At 52.6% G+C, this 20,279-nt stretch carries 17 protein-coding genes and 2 pseudogenes; 6 read left to right on the forward strand and 13 right to left on the reverse strand.

Annotation, left to right across the window (positions count from 1 at the left end):
• Positions 1 to 4: 4 nt before the first annotated feature.
• Entirely contained in the window at positions 5 to 1,279 is a 1,275-nt protein-coding gene (locus HALTADL_RS11995) for an ABC transporter substrate-binding protein (RefSeq protein WP_089673442.1), read from the reverse strand.
• Positions 1,280 to 1,422: 143 nt separating this feature from the next.
• Here HALTADL_RS11995 and HALTADL_RS12000 point away from each other — a divergent pair, with 143 nt between their 5' ends.
• Positions 1,423 to 2,262: a proline dehydrogenase family protein gene (locus tag HALTADL_RS12000; protein WP_089673441.1), complete on the forward strand. Its 840-nt coding sequence runs from the start codon at positions 1,423 to 1,425 to the stop codon at positions 2,260 to 2,262.
• A gap of 1 nt (position 2,263) precedes the next feature.
• On the opposite strand, the pseudogene HALTADL_RS12005 reads toward HALTADL_RS12000, so the two are convergent.
• Positions 2,264 to 2,470: pseudogene (locus HALTADL_RS12005) on the reverse strand (helix-turn-helix domain-containing protein); the annotation flags it as partial.
• 354 nt (positions 2,471 to 2,824) lie between these two features.
• Positions 2,825 to 3,646 (reverse strand): IS5-like element ISHla2 family transposase, encoded by an 822-nt coding sequence (locus HALTADL_RS12010; protein ID WP_009488261.1) that lies wholly within the window; start codon positions 3,644 to 3,646, stop codon positions 2,825 to 2,827.
• Positions 3,647 to 3,649: 3 nt separating this feature from the next.
• On the opposite strand from HALTADL_RS12010, the gene HALTADL_RS12015 reads away from it, so the two are divergent.
• From HALTADL_RS12015 to HALTADL_RS12035, 4 genes are all read left to right on the forward strand, one after another.
• A complete protein-coding gene (locus HALTADL_RS12015; RefSeq protein WP_100190890.1) occupies positions 3,650 to 4,426 on the forward strand; it encodes a ParB N-terminal domain-containing protein in 777 nt (258 codons plus the stop codon).
• A 310-nt stretch (positions 4,427 to 4,736) separates the two neighbouring features.
• Positions 4,737 to 5,531, forward strand: a complete 795-nt coding sequence (locus HALTADL_RS12020; RefSeq protein ID WP_089673958.1) for a hypothetical protein — start codon at positions 4,737 to 4,739, stop codon at positions 5,529 to 5,531.
• Positions 5,532 to 5,671: 140 nt separating this feature from the next.
• Positions 5,672 to 6,529: a hypothetical protein gene (locus HALTADL_RS12025; protein WP_100190891.1), complete on the forward strand. Its 858-nt coding sequence runs from the start codon at positions 5,672 to 5,674 to the stop codon at positions 6,527 to 6,529.
• Between the two features lie 657 nt (positions 6,530 to 7,186).
• Positions 7,187 to 9,541, forward strand: a complete 2,355-nt coding sequence (locus tag HALTADL_RS12035) for a hypothetical protein (RefSeq protein ID WP_162551722.1) — start codon at positions 7,187 to 7,189, stop codon at positions 9,539 to 9,541.
• A gap of 120 nt (positions 9,542 to 9,661) precedes the next feature.
• Here HALTADL_RS12035 and HALTADL_RS12040 read toward each other — a convergent pair whose 3' ends face one another.
• From HALTADL_RS12040 to HALTADL_RS12050, 4 genes and pseudogenes are all read right to left on the reverse strand, one after another.
• Complete coding sequence (locus HALTADL_RS12040; RefSeq protein ID WP_089673962.1) at positions 9,662 to 10,387, reverse strand: hypothetical protein; 726 nt, start codon at positions 10,385 to 10,387, stop codon at positions 9,662 to 9,664.
• Positions 10,388 to 10,393: 6 nt separating this feature from the next.
• Entirely contained in the window at positions 10,394 to 11,011 is a 618-nt protein-coding gene (locus HALTADL_RS17825) for a glycosyltransferase (RefSeq protein ID WP_245708548.1), read from the reverse strand.
• A gap of 27 nt (positions 11,012 to 11,038) precedes the next feature.
• Positions 11,039 to 11,524, reverse strand: a pseudogene (locus HALTADL_RS18050) (glycosyltransferase family 4 protein); the annotation flags it as partial.
• Positions 11,470 to 12,402 (reverse strand): glycosyltransferase family 4 protein, encoded by a 933-nt coding sequence (locus HALTADL_RS12050; RefSeq protein ID WP_143054205.1) that lies wholly within the window; start codon positions 12,400 to 12,402, stop codon positions 11,470 to 11,472. The pseudogene HALTADL_RS18050 and the gene HALTADL_RS12050, both read right to left, overlap by 55 nt.
• A gap of 94 nt (positions 12,403 to 12,496) precedes the next feature.
• On the opposite strand from HALTADL_RS12050, the gene HALTADL_RS12055 reads away from it, so the two are divergent.
• On the forward strand, positions 12,497 to 13,834 hold the full coding sequence (locus tag HALTADL_RS12055; RefSeq protein WP_100190878.1) for an ISH6-like element ISHla10 family transposase: 1,338 nt from the start codon (positions 12,497 to 12,499) through the stop codon (positions 13,832 to 13,834).
• Here the strand turns inward: HALTADL_RS12055 and HALTADL_RS12060 are convergent.
• The 6 genes from HALTADL_RS12060 to HALTADL_RS12085 all read right to left on the reverse strand — a co-directional run bounded on the left by HALTADL_RS12060 (position 13,831) and on the right by HALTADL_RS12085 (position 20,278).
• Positions 13,831 to 14,145 carry a glycosyltransferase family protein gene (locus tag HALTADL_RS12060; RefSeq protein WP_162551724.1) on the reverse strand — a complete coding sequence of 105 codons (315 nt, stop codon included), beginning with the start codon at positions 14,143 to 14,145 and terminating at the stop codon, positions 13,831 to 13,833. The two genes, HALTADL_RS12055 and HALTADL_RS12060, sit on opposite strands and share 4 nt — an antisense overlap.
• A 381-nt stretch (positions 14,146 to 14,526) precedes the next feature.
• Positions 14,527 to 15,249 carry a GNAT family N-acetyltransferase gene (locus tag HALTADL_RS12065; RefSeq protein ID WP_245708550.1) on the reverse strand — a complete coding sequence of 241 codons (723 nt, stop codon included), beginning with the start codon at positions 15,247 to 15,249 and terminating at the stop codon, positions 14,527 to 14,529.
• Between the two features lie 439 nt (positions 15,250 to 15,688).
• The gene (locus HALTADL_RS12070) at positions 15,689 to 16,876 is read right to left on the reverse strand and encodes a carboxylate--amine ligase (RefSeq protein ID WP_089673981.1); all 1,188 of its coding nucleotides are present in this window, start codon (positions 16,874 to 16,876) and stop codon (positions 15,689 to 15,691) included.
• A gap of 291 nt (positions 16,877 to 17,167) precedes the next feature.
• Complete coding sequence (locus HALTADL_RS12075; RefSeq protein ID WP_089673980.1) at positions 17,168 to 18,379, reverse strand: GNAT family N-acetyltransferase; 1,212 nt, start codon at positions 18,377 to 18,379, stop codon at positions 17,168 to 17,170.
• Complete coding sequence (locus tag HALTADL_RS12080; RefSeq protein WP_089673979.1) at positions 18,376 to 19,227, reverse strand: polysaccharide deacetylase family protein; 852 nt, start codon at positions 19,225 to 19,227, stop codon at positions 18,376 to 18,378. Before HALTADL_RS12080 ends, HALTADL_RS12075 begins: the two co-directional genes overlap by 4 nt.
• The gene (locus HALTADL_RS12085; RefSeq protein WP_089673978.1) at positions 19,220 to 20,278 is read right to left on the reverse strand and encodes a glycosyltransferase family 2 protein; all 1,059 of its coding nucleotides are present in this window, start codon (positions 20,276 to 20,278) and stop codon (positions 19,220 to 19,222) included. The genes HALTADL_RS12080 and HALTADL_RS12085 overlap by 8 nt, the downstream gene beginning before the upstream one ends.
• Position 20,279: the final 1 nt, after the last annotated feature.

Raw genomic sequence — 20,279 nt, forward strand, 5'->3', positions numbered from 1 at the left:
TTGACTACCCCTCGATGAAGCCAGCGTCGACGTATTCGTGGTCTTCGACGGTCACGATCTGGAGGAAGCCAACCGGATCGCCGTTCTCGTCGAAGTCGATGGGGCCACTGACGCCCTGGTAGTCGACATCCGAGGCGCTACCACCCTCGGCAAGGATCGCGTGGGCGTCTTCGTAGGTCGACACCTGCTCGCCCGACGGTCGTGACACCTCTCGAACCGTCTCTTGGAGTGCCGACCCACTGAAATCGTCGGCCGCCTGGATCGCCAGTGCGGCGTTGATCACGCAGTCGTAGGCGTAGGCCGACCAGGAGGTCGGCTCCTCGCCGTACTCCTCTTCGAACGCTGTTGCGAATTCTTGGTAGTTCTCCTGCTCGATTGGGGCCGAGGGTAGCGTGATCTTCATCCCCTCCATGCTCCCTTCCGGCGTTCCTTCGAGCACACCGCTGCCCTGGGCGGAGTCGGCACCGTAGAACTGGGCTTCGTAGCCGCTCGAAAAGGCTTCGTTGACCATCGTGGTGAACTCCGCCTGGTAGGTGATAAACAGCCACGCATCCGCTCCCGAGTTGTTCATCTCCGACATCACGCTTGAATAGGAGGACTGTTCTTGATCGTGGGCGCTGTTGTAGGCGACCTCGCCGTCCCACGCGTCGACAAACGCGTCGGTCAGGCTCTGTCCGAACTCGTTGTTGACGTAGGTGACCGCCACGCTGTCGTAGCCATCGTCCGCGATAATGTTGGCCAACGCGAGTGACTGTGCTCGCCCAGTTGGCGACATCCGGAGCAGTCCCGGGAAATCAGTGAGGCCCAATCCAGTCGAGTTCTGACTCAGTTGGACGACATCGGTCTCTTGGACCACGCTTTCGTAGATCGCAACCGAGACACCGGAGCCAACTGCGCCGATGAGAAACGGCACGGAGTCTTGGTTGACGAGCTTCTGGGCTGCGGAGATGCCGCCCTGATTTTCGCTGCCCGAGTCCTCGACAATAATATCGAGCTCTTGGTCGTTGATTCCCAGTTCGTTCACACGCCCAAGGGCGAGGTCTTTGCCGCGCTGATTGCGCTCACCGAACGCCGACAGCGAGCCAGTCAGTGAGTCGACCATCCCGATGGAGTAGGCCCCCTCGCCACTGTCGCCGCCGTCGCCACCATCTCCACCGTCGCCGCCGTCGCCGCCATCGTCTGATGTGCTGATACAGCCTGCAAACGCCGTGATGCCAGCCACACCAGAGGTTTTGATGAGATTTCGCCGATTTAGGTTCCGTTTGATATCATCTACCATGGTATTTCTGAATAGTACTATCTGTATCAACAGTCACCCTCCCATGGTCGGTCGGCTGCTGAGAGTTGTTCGTTTCAGACATCAAATGTCAGTATAGTATGGTAGGGTCGGTATTGAGGCCTGATAGCTACAATAGACCATTCATGATCCCACCGATTGCCAACAATTTCGTTGCCGGAGAGGATCCGTCGACGGCCATCGAGCACGTCACATCGTGCAACAGCGATGGCGTCGACGGCATTCTCAACCTGTTGGGCGAACATTACAGCAAGCGGCCACCGGCTGACGCCGATACGCAGGCCTACATCGACCTCATTGCCGCGCTTGCTGCGGCCGACGTTGGGGGCTGTGTCTCGGTCAAACCCTCACAGATCGGCCTCGATGTCGGTGTCGACGTCTTCGAGGAGAACCTCGCGTCGATTGTCGAAGCTGGCCAACAACACGACCGGTTCGTCTGGATCGATATGGAAGACCACACGACGACCGACGTGACACTCGATGCCTTCGAGACTCACGCCATCGGGACTGACGGCGATGTCGGGCTCTGCGTCCAGGCGAATCTCAAGCGCACGCGTGAGGATATCGAACGGCTTGCGGAACTGCCGGGGAAAATCCGCTTTGTCAAGGGGGCCTACGATGAGCCCGCCGAGATCGCACACAAAAGCAAGGAGGCAGTAAACACGGCCTACAAGGAGCTCCTCGAGTTCGCGTTCCGAGAGTTCGACGATGGGATCGCAGTCGGCAGTCACGATCCAGCCATGATCGACCATGCGGCCGAGCTCCATGCGGAGTACGGCACCGACTACGAGGTCCAGATGCTGATGGGGGTCCGAGAGGCCGCCCAGCGAGAGCTCGCAGCCGACGGGGTGCCGACCTACCAGTACATCCCGTACGGCGACAAATGGATGTCGTACTTCTACCGTCGACTCCGCGAACGGAAGGAAAACGCGTTGTTCGCATTCAGAGCTATCGTCGGCAAGTAACTCAGTTCGTCTCCTGTGGATTGAGCAGTTTCGCCTCGGCTTTGCGGAGGTGTTCTAACAGTGTGGTTTTCGAGACGCCGCTCAACTCAGCAAGCTCCCGGGTCGACGTGCCGCGAGGCCACTCGTAATACCCCTCCTTCCGTGCGAGGTCGAACACCTCTCGCTGGGTGGGTGTGAGCGAATCGAGTCGACGCTGGCGCTCAGGCTGGCGAATATCTCCGGCCGCAGTAATCCGCTTGACTTGGCTTTGTTGAAATCCTATTGAACTAACACTTTTAGCAGTGACACAGCTGCTACGTAGATGTGGGAATTGGCTGTTTCTTGAGCGATTACTCACTTACAACCCGTTTTTTATAGACTAGATATGCTAATGGAAGCATTAGAACATAGATGACGGTAGTCATGGCTAAAAATAGCTCACTAGAATCTACTGCTAAACTGTAGAATAGACCGAGTCCAACGAGACCATATGCTACAGCAAGTGTCCAAATTACTTTTGACATACATAATGGGTTAATGCCTGATGAGATAACGATTGTGGGACCTTTGCTCTGTACTGATCTTAGAGGGCTCGGTCGATATTGTGGACAAGACATCTAAGAACGAGTTCACGGAACTGTTTCCACCATTGTCGGGAGCGAACGAAGGCACCGTACTTTCGTTTGAGCGTTGAGTTGACCGTCTCTGATTGACTTCTCTGTCCGTAGAGATCAGCGTCTAAGCGTGCGTTCCATGCCTTGTGGAGAGATGTGAACTCACGATGCTTAATCAGTGGCCGAACCTCGTGGTGACGGGCAAGTCGTCTGATCTTCTGGTCGTCGTAGCCTTTGTCACCGAGCAGAATGTCGATGGTCTCGGGGTTGCGTTTGACCAACGATGGAGCGATCTGACTATCGTGTTTTCGTGTCGTCGTCACGTGCAGATCGAGAATTGCGTTCACTTTCGTATCTACCAACAGCGTCACTTTGAGCTGCTGAATCGTGAGTTCAGCCCGTTTCGTGTAATGTTTTGAGGCGTGACTGCGGTCGAACCCTGACGCATCAACTCCAACGATTCCACTCGTCGGAAGTAGCGTCGCTGAGAGAGTCAATACAACACGCCATACAGCCATATCAAGCCGATTGAACGCCTTACAGAGCGTTGATGGCGTAGGTAGTTCAGTTAATCCAAGAGCTTGACGAATGCGTGGCATCTCGATCAGTTCGTCAAGCAGACCACGATAGGTCGTGTTCTTCCGAACTTTGAGACACAGTAGAACAACGTGCTGCGGGAGTGTATAGCGGTGTTTAGAAAACTTCGAGGAGTATCGAGAGACTGCTCGGCGTGCTAGGTGGATCGCCTTCTCAGTAAAACGGAGAATCTGCGACTTCGGGAGGGTCTTCATCTCATGGAATTACACGACAAACATGTAAATCTTCAAGGATTTCAACAGAGCCAACGCTATCTATTTGCCGTCCATAATAAAATAAATAGGTTGGACATATCACAGCTGGTACTATCTTATTCACAACCGTTAATCCGGCGCTATTTTACCATGATTACCGAGTACAGATATCAGAGTCAGTTCAAGAACAAACAGATACATCCGCGACAGAGATACTATACCCGCCCCGATACTATTCAGAAACTGATTGCTCCTGAGCCGTCGTTCTCGGTCGCCAATTCGGGTGAAATACACGGCGGCCAGTGGGATACGGAGGCAGAAGACTTCGACGAGTATCGCATCTACCACTCACTGAAGAAACGATTTGAACGGGGATGGGAGTGGGATCGAACGAGGCAACTGGAGCATGCGAAACAACTCATTCGATCCGGTGAATCGTGCTGGCACGGGTGTAGCTCCATGCAAGATTTGCGAAGCCGATGTTCCTATCTCGATGACCTCTACAAGACAATCAAAGAAAACGGATACACGCCTCAATCTGAGCTCACAGTTGACCGAGGCGAAAACGCGAGTTTCTACCCGCCCACACTGCGTGAAATCAGTGTCGCCGTTGGAAGAGATGGTGACCTAGTGCTGCTGGATGGCCGCCATCGCTTGTCGATTGCGAAAATACTGGACATTGATCAAATCCCGATACAGATAGCGGTCGTCCACGCCGAGTGGGATGGGGGCCTACCGGAGGATGTCTCTCACAGAAAATCACACTCTGCAACCAACTAATCGTCTGAATCTCCAGTACGATTGGACAGTTTGGAAAACGCATATTAAGATTTGCTCAAAAACAGTGGTAGTTCAGTTAAAGACCATAGAAGAAATATGAAACTACCGAATACCATGTAGCATAGAGCGCCTATAACTATACATACGGCCCCACTCGGGACTGCTTACCGAAAATAAATCGTGTACTATGTACAGTAGTGAACATTTCAAAATTGGATTCAGACATCCAAATTTAGCTCTTCGAGAACTGAATCGCCAGTACCATACAAAAAAGGTAGCTGCAGATTACAATATAAACGGAATTAAAATAATGAACGAGGAGTGGGATATTTTAGTCATATTAGACGCGTGTCGATACGATGTGTTCTCTTCGGTGATTGATATTGCCGGTACTGTCGAATCAAAGGTTTCCAGAGGATCCAATACATCCGAGTTCCTCTACGGGAACTTCACAGGCGAACAGCATCTCGATACCGTCTATACCACGGCCAATCCCCAGCTGGAAAAGCATCTTGAGTCGATTGGAGTCGAGTTCCACGATATCAATCACGTCTGGAACTCTGACCGGTGGGATGCTGATCTTGGAACCGTAAGACCCACACAGATGACCGAAGCCTGCCTAGAAAGCCTCGAACGGTATCCGAATAAACGACACATCTTCCATTATCTCCAGCCTCACTACCCGTTCATTGGCACGGAGTTGGCGCAGGTAGGCCGTGGGATAATCGAGGACTTCGGGACCGACATCTGGGGACTCAAGATGCGCGATAGGATCGAGTATACGAAAGAATCTATCGCCGACGCCTATATTAGTAATCTTGAACTCGCACTTGAGAGTGTCACGGAGCTGCTTTCACACATCTCTGGGAAGGTCGTTGTCACGTCGGACCACGGAAACATGATTGGAGAGCGGTCTCGTCCGATACCGATCACAGAGTGGGGTCATCCGTCTAAGACCTATACGCCGCAGTTGGTCGACGTCCCGTGGCTGACCGTAGAGACGGGACAGAGACCAGATATCTACGCCGAACAGTCTCTGTACGAACCTGAAGCGGTCGAAGACGCTGTAGTGACTGATCGTCTAAAGGATCTTGGGTATGTCTGACCAACTGTATCGTCCAGTTTTGTATTGTCGTGTCACATTAATCAAATTTCGAGCCGAATCCGCCGTTCAGTCGTGAGTTGAGTACCAATATGAGTAGACCAGATCCACATTCACAACGTCAAGATGGAGACGACCCAGAGATGGACGGAGAGAGCTGGAACCACCGTGACACTAATAGCCCCCAACAGGACGCCGACGAACGTCGACGAGATGACTCAGTCAGCTACACACGCTATCCATACCCTGCAATTGGGGCGATCTTGATCGGAATCGGCGCTGTGTTTTCTATTGGTGCGGTAGTTTTGGATGCGACAGCCGTGCTGTTCGTATTAGGCGGAATTGGTTTGTTTTCTGGTGTGCTTACCTACTATCTAGGGATAGATCGATTTATCACCGCAGATTTGGGCGAACAGATCCATGCTGCCACCATGGGGAATTACGAGGGTATTTGTGCGGATCTTGATCTGTCTGACCGGCGTGTGTACGTTCCACAAACTAATCCGAAAGATAGAGACACCGAAACAGACTTTCAGAGCAATATAAAACCCCGAAATAAAACCCAAGCAGTTCGCCTCTACGTCCCGAAACAGTCCGATATACCACTTCGTGAAATAGCTTGGTTGGACCTCGAATCCTTCGTAGTGAGAAACGAGAGTGAGATAGTCGGATTGTCGATCCGCCCCACGGGCGAGGGCCTATTTTTCTCAGTTCTGAGTATGTTAGATAAGCCACTCGCAGACGAACCACAGGAACTGTCCCAACAACTTGCAGAAGCAGTCGTCGAAGAGTTTGGCCTCGCCCAATCGCTCAGTTCTGATATCGATATTGAACACCAAACGATGGAGGTCCAGTTTTCGGATCCACTCTATGAAAACTGCACTCGGTTCGATCATCCACTCATATCGTTGTTCGCCGTGGCGCTTGCTGTTGGGTTGGATTCGCCGGTGGAAACGATCAGTACGAACCACGACCCACTTACGGCGACGTTTCGCTGGTAACGAGACTTGGAGTAGAGGCCCGAGCATTCGTCTCTGATCTGTCGACGGAGGAAAATCGAAGAGTAAACAGATACCGTGAGGACGCAGTGATAGATCCGACTCGGCGAACGGTGGAACTCATATCAACTCAACTACGATCTCGACCAGACGTCGAGAAGCAACTACAACAAATACCAATATACTGAGCAGCCGCACCATGCTGAGTCTTTGACGCCATTGGGGATTGATGTGGGTTGGGGCAGTGACTTCGGTCATCAGTAACACACCGATTACAGAAAGGGCTACCAACGGCTCCAGTTCGAACCTATCTAGAACAACCAACAATAAGATGGAAACGAGTAGCCACAGCGTGATCAAGCGAACGTATCTAATTCGATTTGTTATACTCATTGATATCGGATATTATGATCTCACTGTCACATTTTTCACGTAGGTAGTCGACCCAAGAACGTGACTAATTCGATACTGTATACACAGTGAAGACGGTGATCCATGATGCTAATAGTTTCTCAGCATCTCTAATACGTCTGCAAATTTAGATTATATTGTCGCAATGAGGCTCGTCTCTGAGAGAGATTCCTGTGGCTTCTAACCCGAGTCACGATTGTCTCCAAAATCTGGCAAATGATTGACAACTGGGCCAAATAAAACACCAAGGTGACGATGGACCAGATCGACCGTGCCACGTATAGCGTCTCTTCTGTTGCATTCATCTTGTTATCTGTGGGGATCTTATTAGCTTATAGATCACCGGCAACAGGGTACGAACTCTCAATCTATACCGAGACGACGATGGTTTATTGGATCGGTTTCGCTCTTTCGCTGGTCGTAGCGACGCACATCCTATTATCTAAAAATTTGAATAAATATCTTGGCGGTACACTCGGTGGATTTGCGGTCGCCTCATTGCTACTGTTGCCGATTATTCGAGGGTATCATCATGTCGGAGCGACAGATGCAATGAGTCACTGGGGAACGGTACAGGATATTCTGCAGGCCGGAGAGATCCTCGAATGGCGGTATCCTGCACTTCATGTTGGCACAGCGATCTGGGCCCTCATAACCGGAGGTAGTGCAAATACGATGTTGTATATGTTGGCCGTAGTTTACGGCTTGGTGTTCCCAATCTTCGTTTTCTTGTCTGTCCGACGACTTGAACCCCGCAAACAGAATGCAAAATATATTGCTTTATTGTCTGGACTGTTGTTTCTTCCAATAAATCAGCTCGGCGTTCGAATTGAAGCACATCCAACGAGTCAGGCTGTGTTGTTTCTCCCAGTAATTCTCTTTGCAACTATTCTTTATTACAAAAATCTTCGAAGCCGTTCGTCTGTTCTGATAGTGCTACTAGTTTGGTTCTATATCTATCTCCACCCACAGCAGGCCGCGAATCTCGTCTTGTTATTGGGTCTGCTATCGGTTAGTTTGATAATTCTCGACAAGAGGGTAAGTACAGAGTTTATCAACACCCACAATCACCACCACTTTCCGACGCTCGTCACTGGAATCCTGTTTTGGCTACTTATGAGTGGTCGAGAGTTCTTCGTCAATAAACTAGAACTGTCTGTTGAACGTATTATTTCTTTTACCGGGCGGGGAATTGAGACTGTAGAAGGTCGGGCGAGTTCCGTCGACGCTGTCGGAGGAAGCGTCGGAGAGATATTTGTCAAATTATTCTTGATTGCAAGCATATTTTGTGGTCTCTACGTGGTGAACGTATTACTGATTGGATGGTCGGTGAAGCGCACAAAACGTACCATCCCTTATTTCGAACTCTCACTTACGATTGGCGTCCTCGGCGTGGTTGGGATGGTGTTTTTTTACCTTGCCGGTGGCATCTCCGATCAGTTTGCCCGCCACCTGGGATTCGTTATGGTGGTGGTGACGATTCTCGGCTCGCTCAGTCTGGCGAGATTATATTCTCTTCTTCAATCTAAGCTAGGATCTCGGTCCGTACAGAGCGTGTTTTTCATCTTTTTCGTCTGCTGTCTGGCTTTGTCTATGCCAGTCATACACTCATCCAGCTTTATCTACAAAGGTTCAGGACACGTACCCGAAAGCCACGTAAGTGGGTACGATACGGCGTTTGAGTACTACGATGTCGACCAGCCGATCGTGTACGCTCGGTCAGCGGCCTTTAGATATGCATCTGTGACGACCGACTCTAGCAGCGGGATCGAGCGAAGACTCATAGATTATCACGAAGACGAAATCGGACCCGCGCCGATACATTTCGATAATCAATCCATCCATACGAACGAGAACCCGCTCTATGTTGGGGTGGTCGGTTCAGATATCGCTCGTGACGCAGAGCTCTATAACGGGTTTAAATTTTCATACGATGACTTTGCGTACCTAGAAAATCATCCAGATATCAATAAGGTAGTCACAAACGGTCAATTCAAACTATATCAGACTCCAGGGGACCAAGACACTGAGTCAGGGGCTTCCAATGCCTCCCGCCCTGGCACCTCCAATTTCTCAAACACCACTGGAGATAATTTCGAACAAATCGGCCCCAATTCCTCCGCACCGACCGACGAGGAGTCAACTGATTCAGCAGACGACGACACCACTACAACTGAGTCAGACACCTCAGATGACAGCGATGAGGATACATCCGAAGCTGCTGATGGCTTGCCGATTGAACCTGATGCCACCGACGATGAAGACAGTTCGGCGTCGACCGAGGACGAAGCGGAGTCCACGGACACATCGAGCACCGAATCTACAGAGACCGATAGTGGGGACCCCTCTGAACCTGATGCCGAAGAACCTCCAGAAATCGGTGATGATGGCTCCGAGCCATCTGTCGAAGATGATTCTGAATCCGACACTGAAGAAATACCTGGACCCGATGAGAATGACTCCTCTGAGGCCAACGTTGAGGATGATGGCGGGGATAATGACGACGATGAAACATCCGAAACCGATGACGGGGACGCTTCGGCTGATGATGCCGATGGTGGCGATAATGAATCCGCAGGAGCTGACCCCACCCCACCAATCTAAGTCAAATAGACCTACCGCTTCCATCTTGACCGCGAAGAATTCATTTCTCAGATGAGTAGACACACCAAGTCCTGCAAGAAACCGTGGTGGCTGACCGATCACGAGAGACAGTTCAGACCGTCAGTCTCTCTGCCGAAGGTCCGGATGCCCTGATGGATCCCTGTTCCCAGCATAGACGGCATCACGATGCTGTTGCCACTGTTCGTGTCTGAGACGAATCCGAACGGGGATTGCATCGACTCCGACTAACTGTGCGATACACAATCGGTGCATCCCGGCGGCCCACATAAATCCACCATCTCGTGAGACGTAGACACTAACCTCTCTGAATTCGGGAGGGAGTGTGAATTCGAACCCCCGTGATTTGTTCGAAAAATCAACGAACTGTTCCTCGCTAATCTCGTGTTGCGGCCGATAGCCATCCTGTTCGATCGTCCGGTATAGCTGATCCAAGCGATTATACCGCTGTCGGATGTCCGCTACCTGTTGATACTGTTTCCACTCACCACTGGTGTTTTCGAGTCGATCCAACATGAACGAGTGGTATGCTGTTTCCTCCCATGGTTTTTCCCGTTCATACCGTTCGACGAACGACTTATAGACGACATCGTCGGCTACCTCACGTGTGTTTAGATCCCACTGTCCTCCCTTGACACCCGAAATGACCGGCAAAGGCGGCCGGGGTTTGTCGACCGGTATCGTAGTGATCGATCTGGGGTCGACTGATAAAACCTCTGTGGGGTTCAGCGGGGCCTCGTATTGGCGTCCGTACGTTGCGTAGGTAGAGACCTTCGAGACAGTCCGCAGTGCGCCTTGAGCCACCGTATCTACAGTTTCAACAATCATAGGGGGTTAGACTACCCTCCGATAGAGGTCGGCATGTTCGGTTGCGATGGTACCGATTGAAAACTCATTGTCGACGCTCTCGAATCCCTGTCTCCCCATCGCTCCTGTATCGGTCGTGTGGACCGTCCGCATGTAGTTCGCAATCTCGCGGGGGTGTTCGACAGCACAGAGGTAGCCATCTGTGCCGTGGTCGACGAGCTCTGTGACGCCCGGAATATTCGTCGAAATAATCGGGAGCTGGGCGGCCTTCGCTTCGAGATGGGTCGAGGGGAGGCCTTCCATCGACGAGGAGGACACGAACGCGTCGGCAATCGCATAGTAGGGTTCGATTCGGTCGACATACCCCGTTATGGTGATTCGATCCGAGAGCTCTTGCTCACTGACGAGCGTCTCCAACTGCTGTTTACGCGGCCCGTCTCCCACGATATAGAGATGTGTGTCGGGGGCATCGAACTCGGCAAAAGCCTGTATGAGATCGCCTTGTCGCTTCTGCTCGACGCAGCGAGCGACGTTCAAAAACACGGTCGTCTCGTTCGAGTGTGCAGACAACAATGCGCTCGTATCAGCCGATTCAACTCGGGTCCGGAACCCCTCCGTATCGATTGCATTGTAGATCACGACCATACCCTCACGATTTCTGTAGGACTGTTTGACTCCTTCCGAGACACACACAATACAATCCGAGAGCGATCTTGTTGTCCGCTCTGCCAGACGTTTGAGGCGCGGTTTGTGGGCCCGAACGTTGTGATACGTCGAGACGTTGGGGACTCCTTGTCGAGCACAGGCAAAACGACCGATAACGTGGGAGTAAGAGAGGTGTGAGTGTACGAGGTCGATATCGAGACGCTCCAGTTGCTCCGAGAGAGCGTGGGCTCCCTGTGGGATCGTCGTCGTCGAGATATCGACGTCGAGCCCATGAACCTGAATCTCTGTGGGGGCGAGAGAAGAAAGCAGATCGCCGCCTCGATGGGCCAAGAGTATGTGTGGTTCGATCCCATCGGTCTGGCAAAATTCGAGGGCCAAATCCGTCACCAACCGTTCGGCACCACCATTCTGCAGGTCATTGATCAGGAGGCCGAGTTTCATGACTGGACGCTCGGGGGAGTGGTAGAGCGGGGGGTTGATCTCTCTGAGCATACCGATCGAAAGGTCTGAGCATACCGCTGGCCACACCGGCTCCAGTCGAGTTCAGCGGCCGTTGCAAGCGCCTCGTTCGAGAGTTCGGCTCGCAGTTCGGCGTCATCGATTAAGAGCCGCATTTTCGCGACCAGCTTGCTGGGTTGCTTCTGTGGTACGATGAACCCATTGCTACAATCGTCGACGACGTCCGGGATGCCACCGACGTCGGTCCCGATAACGGGATTACCTGCCGCAAAGGCTTCCGAGATCACAGTCGGCATCCCCTCCGTATCTCCCTGCGCCGTCTCGATGGAGGGAACGACGACGAAATCCGAAAGCACATACTGGTCGTGGAGTTCCTCTTGGCTTACCCATCCAGTGAATGTGACCTGATCGTTGAGTTCTAACGTACTGGCATAGTTCTGCAACTCATCTTTCAGGGGGCCCGTTCCGACGATCGTGAGTTGAAAGTCGTCGGGAGGTACTTGTGCAAGATCGATGGCATCAAGTAGATACCGGATTCCCTTCTTTTTGGCCAATCGCCCGACAAAGAGGCCACGAACAGTGTCTTCGACATCTCGGTCGGCTCGCAAGTCAGGCTTGGAAGCGATATCGTAGTCGGTACTGTGGGCTCCCATCGGCTGGATCTGGAACTTGTCGACCTCGGTAGTCGACTCGTTTATCATACCGATGAAATTATCTCGAATGTGGCTGCTCACTGGAAGGATAGCATCCGACGTTCGATAGGCGTAGGTGCCGATCGTCGATCCGAACGGGAGTTTTTCGACGAACAGCACACCACGTGCGTGAAGGCTCAGTACGTGGTCGACACCGAAAACCGTCGCGAACACCCCAGCGATCACGCCGTTGGGCACCAACCAGTGTGAATTGATCAAATCGATCGGTCGTGTCGCAAAGTCCTCTAGAGTTCAGTAGTAACTGACTCCCGTGAAGGCGGGGTTGCCTCTGGTGTCCAAACCGAGGTACCCCATGCACGCCACAATCGACGTGCGGTTCGAACTGAGTATCGACGACGACAAAACGCTACCGCTCGCCACGCTTGCCGAGGCCGTCACTGACCAGAACCTCGAAGCAGTCCTTCTCGAATCGCTGGTCGAGAGCCTCGACGCCGCCAGCGTCGAGGCGCTCTGTGGTGAGAAACACGCACATGGCAACGGTGACCAGCGCTTCCAACGCGCCGGCACCGACACCCGCACAGCTGTCACAACTGCCGGAGAACACGAGTTCTCTCTCCACTACGTCGAAGATACAGCCGCTTCCCCAGACGAATCCAGCTACTTCCGGCCCGTCGAAGACGTTCTCGACTTCGACGGGCAGAACCGCTATCAGCAGGACATCGCCGCCAAAAGCGTCGATCTCGCTACCTCGCTCAGCTATCGAGACGCTGCCAATCACGGCGACAGCTTCGTCTCGATGCCGTCGCCGACCACCATCAACCGCCGTGCCAAGAAATACGGCCACAAGCTCAAACAGTTCCTTCCAGACTGTGTCGCTGGCACAGACGCTGACGCCGTCATTCCTGACGGGACAAAGTGCCACAGCCAAGACGACGACCGCTCGTCCCACTCCGTCCAAGCAACGCTCGGCGAAGACACCGCCGAAGAGTCACGCTCCCTGCTGGATCTGTCGGTCAACGCTGACTGGGACGAAACTGCCGCCGAACTCGATGATATCGGCGCAGTCACTGACGACGCGACGGTCGTCAGTGACGCTGATAGCGGCATCGTCACAGCCTTTACCGACGAAAACCGTGACCACCAGCTCGATCTCGTCCACGTCGGCCGAACGCTGGGTAACACCCTCTGGGACGATGGCGTCTTCTCCTTGGACCGTCGGAAGGAGATCGTTTCGGAGGTGATCGACGAGGTGTTCCATCTGAAGAACTCTGTGGCGAAGCATCGTCCAGCGGAGGAGTTCGCGGCGATCCGCTCGCGGATCGCGCGAACGAGAGAGCGATTAGAGAAGACAGCGTGGCAACTGGAGCAGTTCGGGTCAGCAAAGGCTGCAGGGTATCTTCGGCGGTGGCTGCCGTCGATTGTGACGTTCGCCGAGCACGCTGTCGAGGGGTTCGAGGTTCCGTGGACCTCGAACCCCGTCGAACGACTGATGGGCGAGGTCAGCAAGCGGTGCAAGAACCAGTGGATGCGCTGGACAGCAGAGGGATTGGAAGCGATACTCCAACTTCGGTTGGTGAAGTACGCCGACCCCGAGTACTACCAAGCGTTCCTCGACGAACTGCTCCAACGTTCGACCAAAACAGCAATCAACTGTGACCTCTCAATTGAGAGTACCAGCGGCAAAGTCTAGACCGCTTTGCAACACGACCAATCGATCCGTTCTGTGTGATAAATCCAGAGGGTGTGTATCGTGAGGGAAGCGATCAGCAACGGCAGTTGCAGCATTGCAATCGGACTCTGTTTCAGCGAAGGAATGATACCGCCGTGCCCCTGCAACGCCACCTTTTGATATTTGAACGGGAAAAAGTACGGATATCGGTATACGGTCACACCTGACATCGTCTCCTTTCGCTCGGCACCCGGATAATGTGGCGCAAGCACGAATACGTCGACTGACTGAGTCTCTAGCTCTTTCGAAAGATCATGGATGAATTTTGGCATAGTATCGTCTTCCCACCGGGGAAATGTCGTTGCCATGAGGAGCACACGGAGCGTGTCGGAAGGGGTCTGAGTGGTTGTCATAGTGTGGTGTGTCTGCCCAGCCATAGTTGATCGGACAACAACCGGCCATCAGATTCGGCGTGGGGAGTTATCGGTTCACCCGACCGGACCTATAATCAATATCGTTGACAATACGACTAGTGGCCGACATAGAGGGAACATCGCCTCCCAAATATAAAATACCAGACATTTACACAAAATAGTGTATGATTGGCCTGAGATTGATCAGTATATGATCGCAGATATATTACTTGGATATAATTATTATTTGGTGTAATAGTAGGTGGATTTACTATTTTACGAAGCTACACAGGTGGTCTATCAAACCCACTTGGAGAGTGTTGGATTAAAAGACACGGTCCGATACAGTGCTTTCGCCACTGTCATCGGCACGCTTGAAGATTCGATCCGGTAGTATGGTTCGAGCGAACCGCCGAATTTGCTCTTATATCTGGTCAGTCGTTCATTATTTGCGGTATAGAGGTCATATTGACCAACGGACTCCAGTGCAGGATCCTCAAGGATATCAGTTAAGATCCGCCAGTGAATCAGACTGTTGACGCTGATACCGTCGTAACTACTCCGTGTTCCTCCCTTCCAGAAGTATGCAGTATCGTCTGCGTACAACACCGTAATCCCACCAAGAAAGTCGCCGTCGGGGTCTTCAGCAGTATACACCCGAGCGCGGTCATCGAGCGAATAGAGAAGATCACGCATGTACTCCCACGAGATTCGAAGATTGAGGCCCTGATCTTCGAACCGCTTGCGAGTCGTCTCGTAGACCTGTTTGGCTTCGTCTACTCCTCTGCGGTCGACCGACAGCTCTGTTTCACCACCGTGTCGAATCTCTCGGCGTAAACTCTTACTGAACGATGCGAGGAGATCATCCCGCGTTCGGCCAGTGAGATCGAGTTGATATGTAAATAGTGGCTCGAAGTCAAGCCCTTCCCACCGAGACGGTCGTGGATCTGTGTAGGCTGTGCTACAGGATATAAAGTACAGTGTGGGGACCGATCCCTCAAGCTCCTCTAGCACCCCACTCATAAACTCTCGGTTAACCTGTTCCTGCTTGGACTGTTTGGGACTAGTTGGGAATAGTATGGGGCCAAGTCGTCGAATTCCAAACCCCAGCGGTGGGGAAAACACGAATTTGGCAACTGATTTGTCCCGCACAAACACGGGGATCAACCCCACCGGTTGACTGCCCTTGAACCCACCGAGAAGACGCAGCTCTCCCACTGCGTGTCTATCGAGTACTCGAAGTGCAGCAGCGGTATGAAAAACAGTGATGCCGGTTGTCGGCAGCACGGTATCCCACTCTGAAAACCCGATTTCTTGTATCTTCATCTGATAATCTTCCTTGATTTATTTAGTATCTTTACGAATACAGTACATCTCATCAACAGTTTACCAAAGGCACTCGGTCGACGTGCTACGAACCGTTCAGTGAAACTCGCCGCTCGATCAGTGCTGCGTGAACGATTCATCTGTGATCGATCGACCATCCTCTGTCGAATATCTTCTTTCGTCTATTTGAGTCCTGGAGGTACCCGATGGCCTGTGCGACGACACCCAATACCGGCCTGAGATCGTCACGAGACAGTGTCGCACAGCACGTGTTCGAATCAATCATCCCCAGTTGTTGTGCGGCTCGGAGTTTGTTCTCCTGTTCCCACACCCACAGGAGTTCATTCGGGAGAATCCAGCGGTAGTTAGTCTCCACAAGATACTGATTGTCATGCTCCGGCGTCCCGTCTTCGACGGCCAGTTGGTAGAACTGACGTGGAATGTCGACCCCCGAGTTGATCGTCAATCCGAGCGACGACCAGAAACGAGGATTGACTTCGAGTAGTTTGTACTCCTCGCTATCGGGGTCATAGAGGACATCCATATGTGCTGGACCCTTCCAGTCATGCGTTCGCAGGAGGTCGAGCATCGATTCGATCCAGGGTTCTCGCTCGACCGTGTGGGCGGCGATTGCGGGTCCTCCTGAGGAGGGATACTGTCGGGTTTCTTTGTAGACGTGCGTTGCAACGGGTTCGGCTGTTTCGTCGAAGAGCGTCCCGATACTGTAGTGGCCACCTGAATGGTCGACAAACTCTTGGATGATTGGATTCTGATAAGCCCTATTGACGGCTTCGTACTTTCGGGCCAGATTAGTCGGATCGTCGACGCGTACGATACCGCGAGCCCCCGAGGCCGCACGTGGTTTTATCAAGACTGGAAATGTCGAGTTAGCACGAACGGATTCGAGATCCTCATCAGGATAGTACGTCGTAGGGATCGGAATCCCGAGTTGCTCGGCGGTCTTCATGCAACGTCCTTTATCCATTAGTTGCTTGATGGCCGACGGATCTGCGATGAAGACTTCGGTCACCCCAGAGACACGCTCGCGGTGGGTAGAAACGGCGAGTGTCGTCTCGTCTCGGACTGGGACAATCAGGTCGTACTGCCTACGCTCACAACAGGCGACTAACCAATCAATGAATGCAGTCGGATCGGCACCAACCGGCTCGTGAACTTTTACGTCGGAGACATATTTCGAAAAGGCCGAAAGGTTTCGCTTGAAATCATCACAGACGTGTACATCACACCCCAGCTGGCCGAGTGATCGAACGATTGCTAACGAGGAGAGTGATCGACCGTCAGTTACCAACACAGTAGCGGTCATCTTTTTGTTATAATCTGGACTATCAGTTTTGCACAACCACGTGAGCCTGAAACCGAAGTGTGCATTACCTGTGTTTTATTGGTCATTTTGAGTTTTCCGTTGTTCGTGAATGTCTCGATAACTGTCCTCAGAGTGATAGGCTGGATCGGTCCGTTTTCCACCTCATCCCGAAGTTTCAGTCGGTCCCGAGGAGTGTCGACGGCTGGTCTGCTTCGATACCAATCTACCACCACGTAGCGCGCACAATCCCAACGGTCTCGAAGCAGCACAGACGGCGGTTCCGGATTTGTGTTACATGACATCATAGAGGGAAATTTGACAGGAATCTACGAGCCGGGGGCTCGAGTGGTCAAGATCAGTCCACATGATCACTTGCTGGTCGACCGATGCCCAGAGTTCACCAATCGGTTGCTTCGAGAACACGATTATTAGGTCGAATCCACGGTCAATCGCTACCCGCTCGATCTCGTCGATCAAGACATCAAACGCGTCTTCGTCTTCGACACGGAGTTCCAGAACCCGACCCTCCAGAACGTTAGCCCTCGACCGTGGGCCGACGACGGTGTAGCCGATCAGTTCATCGTCCTGTTTGATAAGAATGATATCTGAGTCAGGATACTGGATGATGTGTCTGATATCCGCTGGTGTCCGTCGAAACGAGGTGGTATCTGAATCGTATAAGCCGACGATCGACTCGAACTCTGTGGATGAGATTGATTGTTTACACGACACCTGATAGGGGTGATCGTCTCCGCGCCCCTGAGAGCCGGTATGTTTGGATCGCTGTTGGGTGGTCAGCCAACCATTGAGAAGGGTGCCCAGAGGTTCGATGGTGGTATCACTGCATGCGAGGTCGATGAGTCTCACAAGAGTTTGATCCGACACAGATGGGCCTACAGTATGTGAGGATGAGTTGTCTGTGTCCTCCGCAGGTGTGAAATCACCCAAGGGGACTTGACCGTTCGAGGTCGTGATATGAACCCTATCACCGACACGGTCTGCGACAGTGGTAAGCACAGGGTAATTTGACATCACGAGGGCTGCATATCGTTGAAGCACCACGTCGGGGGAGAGAATCCTGATTTTGAGCGGCAGCTCTCGATAGTCCCAGCCGCGACCCAGATTCGCTTCGTAGGTAGTGTTGGTCTTCCGATTGAACGTCGTGAGGCGATCGACATCTTGAGAGTCACAAAACTCCACCGTTCTGGCGTGGAGTCTAGAGTAGAGCCCTTGACCGCGATACTCTGGCTTGACAGCTGTATCACCAAGCACGAATATCGAGTTCTTTTGCGAAGAGCCGACGATTTCCTTGTAGAAGGCCCGACGAAACGCGGCAAGTTTGTCGTCGACGTTGATGTGGAAACAGTGTTGTTCGGGATCATACTCTGGGTACAAATCGTACTTCCAGCGGAAATATTCAGACGTCCCCCATCCGTTATAGGATTCATTAAGCAGCGATAGCGTCTCGGACTGTGTGGGAAGCCCCTGTTGTGCAGCCGTCATAGTAAGCCACCGTTGATATGGTCGTCGTACACATCTGCGATCGTTGCAAATCGGTATCCTTGCCGATCGAGACAGCTTATCAATTCCGCGAACAGCGTCGTTGAGGCGTCGAGGTTACGCTCCTGGATCGCCTTCATTGGCTGACTCCGATACTCGTTGACGCCTGAATCGAAAAAATCGTGCAGGTGGGAGACAAAGACGAGCGGATCGGGGAGGTCGACCATGCTGAGTAGTCGAAGATACGGCCAGCCACCGAGTTTGAGATAACTCTGGGCTGCAGGGATTCGAAGTCGCGGAATCACGCCGATTGGAAACTCTACTAAGTCAGACGTTTCCGGAGGCTGATACGGTTCGATCGGCGCGCCGAGGTTATTGTAGGTTCCCGGTCGGACGGATGGAAACACACTCGAATCAATGTCGAACCCGGCATCGTCGAGGATTGTTAGCTGTGAGGGTGTGAGCTTGCCAAGTGGCGCACGGTATGCCCGCGGACGAGAGCCGAAAAACGCCTCGTAGGCATCAATACCCTGTTTAAGATCCGTTCGAAACCCCTGTTTCATCTCCGGATCGTGTGCATACGAATGGAGGTGGAACTCGGTATCGAGTTCCCTCCGGAGCCGTTCGACGGCTTCGGGCCGATCTTCGAGCAGGCGTCCACTGACAAATACTGTGACGGGAACATCAACCTGCCTGATCATCTCAATGTAGCTCTGGAGATACTCCACTGAGCGGTAGGAGTGACCCGGTTGGTCGACGAACCAGTCACTCTCCAGATCGAGGGTGATACAGGCCGTTTTTTGATCGTCCTGGTTTGCTTTGCTGAGGACTGTCGCGTTGGATTTACTCATGGATCTGGATTTCGTGGTCTTCGTTTACTTGCATATCAAACAGCATCGCAAACATCAGGAATAGACTCCCGATGAGGAACATCATCATACTGAGAGAGGCCCGAACGAATAACGATTCACCGACCCAAAAGTACAGATAGAACGACCAAAGGCCACCAGCCATTCCCAGCATCGTCGTTCCCGCACCAAACAGATAGAACAACGCGAGAGGGTGGAAGTCCAAGACGAAGTACTTGACTTTCAGTCGCCACAAATAGTTCTGCAACAACATCCCGGAGACGCGTCGAATGTACGCAGGGTAGCTGATACTGGATGCTTCTTCGCCATAGATGGCAGGGATCGCGACATCAGCAACCCGTAGTCCCTTTGCGTTCAATTTGACGAGAAGGTCGTTACAGTAGCCATAGTATTCGTACATATTCTCAACACCGACGTTTGCCAAGGCGTGGTGTCTAATCGCTGTATACCCGTTTTGTGGGTCCATCGTCTTCCAGTAGCCACTGGCAACCTTCGTCAGAAACGTCAGAATCGCGTTCCCGAAGAACCGAAACCTCGACATCTCTTGTCGGTAATCCTTGTACAGCAGTCGATTGCCTTTCGAGTAGTCCGCCTGACCATCGACGAGTGGATCGATGAGTTTCACCATCTGATCGGGATCCATCTGGCCATCGCCGTCTATTGTCACGGTGATATCCAACTCGTCTTGAAGCGCGGCGAGGTAGCCGGTCTTGATTGCTCCACCGGCACCCCTATTTTCCCGATGTTTGATTGGGACTACCCGTCCGGTGTGGGAGTGAACGGTCGCTCGTTCGGTCAACAGTCCACCGGAGCCATCGGTCATCACCGACTGAAGCGGGGTCCGAGCCGTCTCTGACGCAGATCGACATTGGGTTGCGGCCGCCTGAATCTCCTTCCAGGTTCCGTCAGTCGAATAATCGTCGATTACGTAGATCCAGTCGACATAGATTGGCATCGATCGGATCACGTCGCCGATAAATCCTTCCTCGTTGTAGGCCGGAACAACGACGCCGATAGAGTGGTCTCTGTACATG

The organism is Halohasta litchfieldiae, from assembly GCF_002788215.1.
In the GTDB taxonomy this organism is placed as follows: Archaea; Halobacteriota; Halobacteria; order Halobacteriales; family Haloferacaceae; genus Halohasta; species Halohasta litchfieldiae.